We start from the raw sequence: 1554 nt of genomic DNA on the forward strand, positions 1-1554 counted from the left end.
GCGTCAGATGTGTATAAGAGACAGATATTAGAGATATATTTGTGCGCAATGTCTTTTCGGCGTTCTATTTCCCTATCAAGATATTTTAATTTTACAGACAGCATCGCAGCCTGTATTTCATCTAGACGACTATTTATGCCTTCATATAAATTTTCATATTTGATATGAGAACCATAATTTCTTAGAGCTTTAACAACGCTTGCTAATTCATCGTCTGAAGTAGTGATTGCTCCTGCATCGCCTAATGCGCCAAGGTTTTTACCTGGATAAAAACTAAAGCTTGCAGCATGCCCCCAATTTCCAGCTTTTTTTCTATTTAACGTAGCTCCATGTGCTTGGGCACAATCTTCCAAAACAAGTAATTTGTATTTTTCAGCAATACTCATTATCGTCGACATCGGGCTAATTTGCCCATATAAGTGCACCGGTAAAATTACTCTTGTTCGTGAGGTAATTGCATGCTCAATACTCTCAGTATTTAAATTGTATGTCAAAGGATCAGGCTCTACTAGTATAGGCTTTAAATTATTTGCAGTTATAGCTAATATTGAAGCGATATATGTATTAGCTTGGATAATAACCTCATCTCCATCTGATAATTTCCCCATGTTTTTCCAAGCACGAAGAACTAAAGTTAATGCATCAAGACCATTCGCTACCCCAATAGCATGTCTGACATTGCAATAATCTGCAAATTTATTTTCAAAATTATCTAATTCTTCACCAAGAATATACCATCCTGATCTTATAACTTTTGTACAAGCATTTCTCAATTCAGCTTCATACTGTTTATTTATTTTTTTTAAATCTAAAAAATTAATCATCTTTTTTTTCTCTTAATAAAATTAGCTAATTCATCATCACCAGACATTACTACGTAGTCAAGTAACGTTAGCCCATGATTGTCACATAGTGAAAAATCTGCACCAAGGTCACTCAATTCAACTAATAAGTCAAAATTCCGTGAAGAGGCAACAAATTCTTTTAGATACATCGATACTGTTGTTCCGTTATAGTTTCGATCATTTATATCCGCACCATTTTCAACAAGCCATTTTATCATGTTCATATTGCCGTGATAGGCAGCGACAATTATTGGACTCCAGCCTTTTTCATTTTTTCCAGAAGGATTTGTTTAGAACAGGAAAGATTAATAATTTCTTGGGGGGTTCCTTTGTAACAAATTGCCAATAAATCTTGAAAGCAGTCTTTATTTAATTCAACATCAAAATCAATTGTTGAAATCACAATCTTATGCGATAGATCTGCGAGCAGCTGCCCTGGTTTCTTCGACGATCTTTTATTTAATATTTGGCCACCAAATATTTGGTAACCAAAAACTTCTGGAAGTTGATAGTCTCTAAATGTAAACGCATTGATTTGATGTAATATTTCATAAGCTGCTTTATTTAAATCTATTTTTAAATTAGCGTAATCGATTGATTTTTTTGAATAATAGCTTCCGTCTATTGCTTTTTGCGCGATACTTTTATAGTTGTTATTTAACAAGCTTGGTAAATTCTCAATGACCAAGTCCGTTCCGAATTTAATATA

At 33.5% G+C, this 1554-nt stretch carries 2 protein-coding genes and 1 pseudogene; all 3 read right to left on the bottom strand.

Annotation, left to right across the window (positions count from 1 at the left end; genetic code table 11):
- Positions 1–824: DegT/DnrJ/EryC1/StrS family aminotransferase (locus tag AB204_RS20295; protein WP_047965194.1), on the bottom strand; the 824-nt coding region annotated here is incomplete at its 3' end.
- The gene (locus AB204_RS21010) at positions 821–1096 is read right to left on the bottom strand and encodes an ankyrin repeat domain-containing protein (RefSeq protein WP_411354730.1); all 276 of its coding nucleotides are present in this window, start codon (positions 1094–1096) and stop codon (positions 821–823) included. The genes AB204_RS20295 and AB204_RS21010, both read right to left, overlap by 4 nt.
- Positions 1093–1554: pseudogene (locus AB204_RS22950) on the bottom strand (formyltransferase family protein); the annotation flags it as partial. The pseudogene AB204_RS22950 and the gene AB204_RS21010, both read right to left, overlap by 4 nt.

Source organism: Xenorhabdus khoisanae (assembly GCF_001037465.1).
GTDB lineage: Bacteria > Pseudomonadota > Gammaproteobacteria > Enterobacterales > Enterobacteriaceae > Xenorhabdus > Xenorhabdus khoisanae.